Below are 5,398 nucleotides of genomic sequence, written 5' to 3'. Positions count from 1 at the left end.
GTTATCGGACATGTGTATAAGATACAGGTTTATAGGCAATGATTGCTAGTGTTTCCAAAGCCGCCTGGGACAATCCTTGAGTGCTTGATGTTTCCACCAGCCTTTTCAAGTAATCCGAGTGCTCTTTCTTTGTCGCCATTTGATAAACACCCGCTATTTCGATCACATGAATCCCGCGTACATCCGATATATATTCTTCCTTTAAACCTTCAACGATGTCCGTTGCTTGATATTCCGTAATCTCCAGGACAGAGGCAATTTGTTTGACGGATAGCCCTTCATCTCCGGCAGCAAACAATAATGCCTCAAGAATCCCTTTCCAATTAATAGCTTCCAACTGGTTCTACACCTTCCTTAGCAGCAATCATGATATCCGAAAAATTATCTTCCTGTTCAACGATGATTTCATTTAATTTCATCAGTTCCAGCACCGCCATGAAAGTGATGACTATGTGCTCTTTAACCGGGAGCGAGAACAGTTCAAAAAAACTTTTCTTTCCTTTAATGGATTGTAATTCAATCATGATCTCATCCATTCGATTCTCTATCGATATCTCTTGTTTCGTTACCTTCGTGTAAAGCGGTTTTTGAATTTTTTGCCTTCGAAGCAGTTTTTGAAGAGCCCCCAACATATCGTATAAACTTATATTCAACTCTTGCTTATCACTTTCCGCTTCTTTTACATAAACTGATAAATCACTTGGAGGTTTGGTGAAAATCAAGCTTCTCTCTTCTTCCATCCCTTTAAATTCTTCGGCTGCATTTTTATACTTTTTATATTCTAATAGTTTTTCCACAAGCTCATCACGTGGATCTTCCTCAAACATTTCCCCATCTTCATCCATCATTAGTTCATCTTCATGCTTTGGTAGCAACGTTTTACTCTTGATGGCAAGCAGCGTTGCAGCCATCACTAGATATTCGCTGGCGACATCCAATTCAAGATGCTGCATCGTATGGATGTAACTTAGGTATTGATCTGTAATATCAGCCATCGGAATATCGTAGATGTCTATTTCCAGGCGATTAATCAAATGCAGAAGTAAATCCATCGGTCCTTCAAAAGCGTCAATTTTTATATTATAACCCATTAAATTACCTCATTTAAATCTAATTGGCCAATATAGACCTATTTCTTTTACTAATCAAGTATAGTGGATTGCCGCCCTTTATCCAAATAATAATTTACTGACCTTAGAAAAGTTTTTATTTGGGATTACGGCAAATGGGTTGTTGCCCAATCACATTCCGAAATCCAACATAACCTAGAAATGTAAGAATAGCAGAACAAAGGAGGAACTTATTATGGGCGCAGGTGGTTTTGGACACGGCGGCGGATTCGCGTTTATTGTAGTATTGTTCATTTTATTAGTTATCGTCGGTGCTTCATGGTGTTAATTCAAGATTGATGAATCAAGCTGATTGCCTTGCAATCGGCTTTCTTTATTTTCCAGGAAAAAATTCTATGCTAAACTTAGTGAGTAAACATAGCGGCTCTTAAGCTATAAGAAAATGGCTTTTTGCCTTACTTAAGATGATTCCATCAAACAAAAGGGGTGCTCCTATTGAATTACGCGGAAGACTACCTTTCTTTCCTTGTCCATTTCCATGGGCCAAGGGATTACTTCGAATGTCATGAAATTCTCGAAGAATATTGGAAGGAAACCGCACCAAAAGAGCGTGACTCTCATTGGGTCGGACTCATTCAAATTGCGGTTGCCCTGTATCATGATCGCAGGGGAAATAAAAAAGGGGCTTCAAGGACCCTGTCTAAAGCCCTGGCAAATCTCCACCTTAAAAAGGCCGAGCTCCTGAAGTTGGGACTCGATCCAGAACGACTGTTCAAATTGCTCGAGGACACCCATGAGCGAATGTTATCACAAAAGCCATATAAAAGCATTAATCTGCCGATAGCCGATCAAAGCTTGATTGAAAAATGCCAGTCCATCTGTTTGCAAGAAGGGTACATATGGGGTACAGATAGCGACATGGCTAATGCAGCAATAGTTGATAAGCATCTAAAGCGTGACCGTTCGGATGTCATTTCAGAAAGGGCTCGGCAACTTGCCCTTCGAAAAACAAGAATGGAGGACCGCCCTTAAAGGTGGTCCTCCATTCAAGCTTTCAAATTCAAAAATCTTCACACTTGTCAAGAAAGCTTTCCGTAAACTCATTTGCTTTTAATTCTTTGTCAGGATATTGCTCCTTGATGGCCCTGACCATCGTTTTACCGATACCTTGTTTCCGGAAGGATGGATTTACGGATATATGTTGTATCTCAATGTGGTTTGGAGAGACCTCTATCCCGATCAAGCCCGTAATCTCTTCATCTTTCCATAAGAACAGCTGTAGATTTTCATCCGTTTCATAATTCTTCATCGTATTCCGAAGCGTTTTTATCTCTTTTTCATTTGGCATGAAAGATAATAATCCCATGGCAAACTTCTCATAACTTTTCTTATACTTAATCAACATAATATCCCTCGTTACTAAATAACGTTTTTATTATCTTCCTGTTTCCGATTAATTTGCTTTGAATAATAATCCTCACATATAACATTTACATCATACATAAAAATCCCGTTCGTTTCAACATCACTTTCAGCACTTGATTTATCGGTGTGCTATGTGCTAAGCGATAAACAGCCAATATACGATTCCCCACATCAAAGCGATAATAAGCATCATAAGTAAAAGAGCCTTATTACTTTTCCTCATTCCATACTCCCTCTATGAATGGTCCAAATATTTAAATAACGAATTCATTCTACTATAACTTAACACAATCTGACAAATATCCTTGCAATCTTGCTTCGATTTTACTACATTGGTAAAGTGATCTAGGTTCATAGAGTGTCCTCTCAGGTATAAAAGACAAAGATACACCCAACTTTTTCGTTTAAAAAAACCTAGCTATCCTGGGCTATATAAATTTTTTTCAGGAAAATATGTATCTTTTTTATCCTTTGTTTCGTCAAATACTATGAATCTGATTTAAAGTGCCGCCCTTTTATTGAAAGATTCCCAATTCAGCAGGAAAAGTTAAGGAGGATTATCATGAAAAAAATGAATAAATGGGTCATTATGACCATTTTATTATGTCTATTATTGCCATATAAAGCTTTTGCAGATGCAGCTGTTGGTGAAATGATCGTCACACTTGGTGAGAATTTGACAAATGAACAAAAAAATATGATCTTATCAGAAATGAAAGCTCCAAACGATGTCGAGGTCCTGACAGTTACAAATGCGGAAGAACATGAATACTTAGGTGACTATATCGCTAGTCGTCTGATTGGTACAAAAGCGATTTCATCTTCTGCCATTACTTTGGAGGAAAAAGGTACCGGACTTAAACTGGAGTCTAAAAACATTAACTGGGTTTCCGATGAAATGTATATCAATGCACTGGCAACTGCTGGAGTAAAAGATGCTACCGTTTATGTCACAGCACCTATACCCGTTTCCGGTACAGCGGCTTTGACAGGAGTCATTAAAGCCTATGAAATCTCTGCCGACAAGAAGATTCCTGAAGATGTGAAACAGGCAGCGAATGAAGAAATGGTGAAAACAGCAAAATTGGGTGACGAAATCGGGACAGAAGAAGCCTCTGCACTGGTTACGAAAATCAAAGAGGAAATGGCTGCAAATCCACCAGCCAATACTGAAGAGGTCCGCGAGGTTGTCGAGTCTTCAGCAAAAGACCTTGGAATCAGCTTAAATGATGCTCAAATTCAAAGTTTAATTGATCTATTCAATAAGCTAAAAGAATTGGATATTGATTGGAACGCTGTCGGTGATCAGCTTACTGCAGCTAAAGATAAACTTTCCAATTTTCTTGAATCCGAAGAGGGTCAATCATTTCTGGATAAATTGAAAGAAGTCTTCATTAGTTTAATAGACGCAATCAAGTCACTTTTCAGTTGAATCAAATGAAAAAAGGATGGCCACTGCCATCCTTTTTTTTTCTATTCTTTAGTGACGACTGCCGCTTCATGAAGGGCCAGATCCAAATGGATAAGGTCTTCGTACGTCTCTCGTTTGATGACCAACCGGGCTTCTCCATTTTCGGCAAAGACGACAGCCGGTCTTGGAATCCGATTGTAATTATTCGACATGGAATATCCATATGCCCCTGTACAAAATACCGCCAAGACATCACCGCGGCCGGCTTTTGGCAATGGTAAATCCCAAATCAACATATCTCCGCTTTCACAGCATTTCCCGGCAATGGACACTGTCTCTTCTACAGGGTCAAGCGGCCGGTTTGCGAGAATGGCATCATATTTCGCTTCGTAAAGAGCGGGACGTATATTATCACTCATGCCCCCATCAACGGCAATGTATTTACGGACATTAGGAACTTCCTTTTCAGAACCGACCTTGTACAGTGTCACACCGGCGTCTCCTACTAATGAACGGCCAGGTTCGATCCAGATTTCAGGCATCACTAAATCAGAATCCGCAATCAGGTTCTGAACTTCCCTAACGATTTCCTCAACATATCGGGACGCCGGTAGCGGGTCGTCCTCTTGTGTATACCGAATCCCGAACCCCCCTCCGAGATTCAATACCTTTGGTTGAAACCCTACCGAGCCGTGCCAATCATTCAGCTTGCCAATAATTTTTTGGGCTGCAAGAAGGAAACCGGTCGTTTGAAAGATCTGGGATCCGATATGACAGTGAAGCCCCAGCACTTCGAGGAATTCACTTTGCAGTGCTTGCCGGAGGGCAGCTTCAGCCTGGCCGTTAATAAGATCAAAACCAAATTTCGAATCTTCTTGTCCTGTCAATATATAATCATGCGTATGGGCTTCGATACCTGGTGTTACACGAAGAAGGATTTTCACCTTTTGTTCACGGTTTGTACAAATTTCTTCCAACAGTGTCAACTCTGAAAAATTATCGACTACTATACAGCCAATGTCATGATCCAAAGCCATATGTAGCTCTTCATCACTTTTGTTATTTCCATGAAAATGAATCCGTTCTGTTGGGAAATTCGCCTTAATTGCCGTATACAATTCCCCTGCCGAAACAACATCGAGAGAAAGTCCTTCTTGCTCTGCCAACTGGATCATGGCAATCGAAGAAAAGGCCTTACTTGCGTAAGCAACTTGAGCCGAAATCCCCAATTCCTCAAATGTTCTCTTGAACCCTCTTGCCCGTTCGCGAATTAGCTCTACATCATAAACATATAATGGTGTTCCAAATTGCTCGATCAATTCGATTGTGTCCACTCCGCCAATCTCCAGGTGTCCACGTTCATTTACACCACCGGTTCCGTACAAATGCATGATTGCCTCACCTTCCTGACTTAAAACTAAAGATTAATAAGAAATGAGGCAGCCCCAAATAAAGAAACCCTGCTGTAAAAGGTTCTCTATATGAACAAGCC

At 40.3% G+C, this 5,398-nt stretch carries 6 protein-coding genes and 1 pseudogene; 3 read left to right on the top strand and 4 right to left on the bottom strand.

The features are described 5' to 3' along the window. Positions 1–28: 28 nt before the first annotated feature. Both ACFVSH_RS22285 and ACFVSH_RS22280 read right to left on the bottom strand, forming a co-directional pair. A pseudogene (locus ACFVSH_RS22285) lies at positions 29–337 on the bottom strand (SMC-Scp complex subunit ScpB); the annotation flags it as partial. Beyond that, the gene (locus ACFVSH_RS22280; RefSeq protein WP_387707875.1) at positions 324–1,091 is read right to left on the bottom strand and encodes a segregation/condensation protein A; all 768 of its coding nucleotides are present in this window, start codon (positions 1,089–1,091) and stop codon (positions 324–326) included. The gene ACFVSH_RS22280 and the pseudogene ACFVSH_RS22285, both read right to left, overlap by 14 nt. Before the next feature lie 214 nt (positions 1,092–1,305). Here ACFVSH_RS22280 and ACFVSH_RS22275 point away from each other — a divergent pair, with 214 nt between their 5' ends. Beyond that, complete coding sequence (locus ACFVSH_RS22275; protein ID WP_081108854.1) at positions 1,306–1,398, top strand: YjcZ family sporulation protein; 93 nt, start codon at positions 1,306–1,308, stop codon at positions 1,396–1,398. A gap of 167 nt (positions 1,399–1,565) precedes the next feature. Beyond that, a complete protein-coding gene (locus tag ACFVSH_RS22270; protein ID WP_387707874.1) occupies positions 1,566–2,102 on the top strand; it encodes a DUF309 domain-containing protein in 537 nt (178 codons plus the stop codon). A 28-nt stretch (positions 2,103–2,130) separates the two neighbouring features. Here the strand turns inward: ACFVSH_RS22270 and ACFVSH_RS22265 are convergent, their stop codons facing one another. Next, positions 2,131–2,475, bottom strand: coding sequence for a GNAT family N-acetyltransferase (locus ACFVSH_RS22265; RefSeq protein ID WP_387597743.1), 345 nt, complete (start codon positions 2,473–2,475; stop codon positions 2,131–2,133). A gap of 582 nt (positions 2,476–3,057) precedes the next feature. Here ACFVSH_RS22265 and ACFVSH_RS22260 point away from each other — a divergent pair. Next, the gene (locus ACFVSH_RS22260) at positions 3,058–3,927 is read left to right on the top strand and encodes a DUF1002 domain-containing protein (RefSeq protein WP_260284606.1); all 870 of its coding nucleotides are present in this window, start codon (positions 3,058–3,060) and stop codon (positions 3,925–3,927) included. A 41-nt stretch (positions 3,928–3,968) separates the two neighbouring features. On the opposite strand, the gene lysA is transcribed toward ACFVSH_RS22260, so the two are convergent. After that, the gene (gene lysA / locus ACFVSH_RS22255; RefSeq protein ID WP_387597746.1) at positions 3,969–5,297 is read right to left on the bottom strand and encodes a diaminopimelate decarboxylase; all 1,329 of its coding nucleotides are present in this window, start codon (positions 5,295–5,297) and stop codon (positions 3,969–3,971) included. Positions 5,298–5,398: the final 101 nt, after the last annotated feature.

The organism is Peribacillus sp. NPDC058002, from assembly GCF_042886655.1.
GTDB classification, from domain to species: Bacteria; Bacillota; Bacilli; order Bacillales; family DSM-1321; genus Peribacillus; species Peribacillus aracenensis.
The sequence above is the reverse complement of the archived record's forward strand: the minus strand, read 5'-3'. Positions and strand labels throughout refer to the sequence as shown.

What these genes read in the sequence shown, in the direction of transcription:
- lysA (WP_387597746.1), bottom strand. Translation starts at nt 5,297, where the DNA reads ATGCATTTGTACGGAACCGGTGGTGTAAATGAACGTGGACACCTGGAG.
- ACFVSH_RS22275 (WP_081108854.1), top strand. Translation starts at nt 1,306, where the DNA reads ATGGGCGCAGGTGGTTTTGGACACGGCGGCGGATTCGCGTTTATTGTA.
- ACFVSH_RS22265 (WP_387597743.1), bottom strand. Translation starts at nt 2,475, where the DNA reads ATGTTGATTAAGTATAAGAAAAGTTATGAGAAGTTTGCCATGGGATTA.
- ACFVSH_RS22260 (WP_260284606.1), top strand. Translation starts at nt 3,058, where the DNA reads ATGAAAAAAATGAATAAATGGGTCATTATGACCATTTTATTATGTCTA.
- ACFVSH_RS22280 (WP_387707875.1), bottom strand. Translation starts at nt 1,091, where the DNA reads ATGGGTTATAATATAAAAATTGACGCTTTTGAAGGACCGATGGATTTA.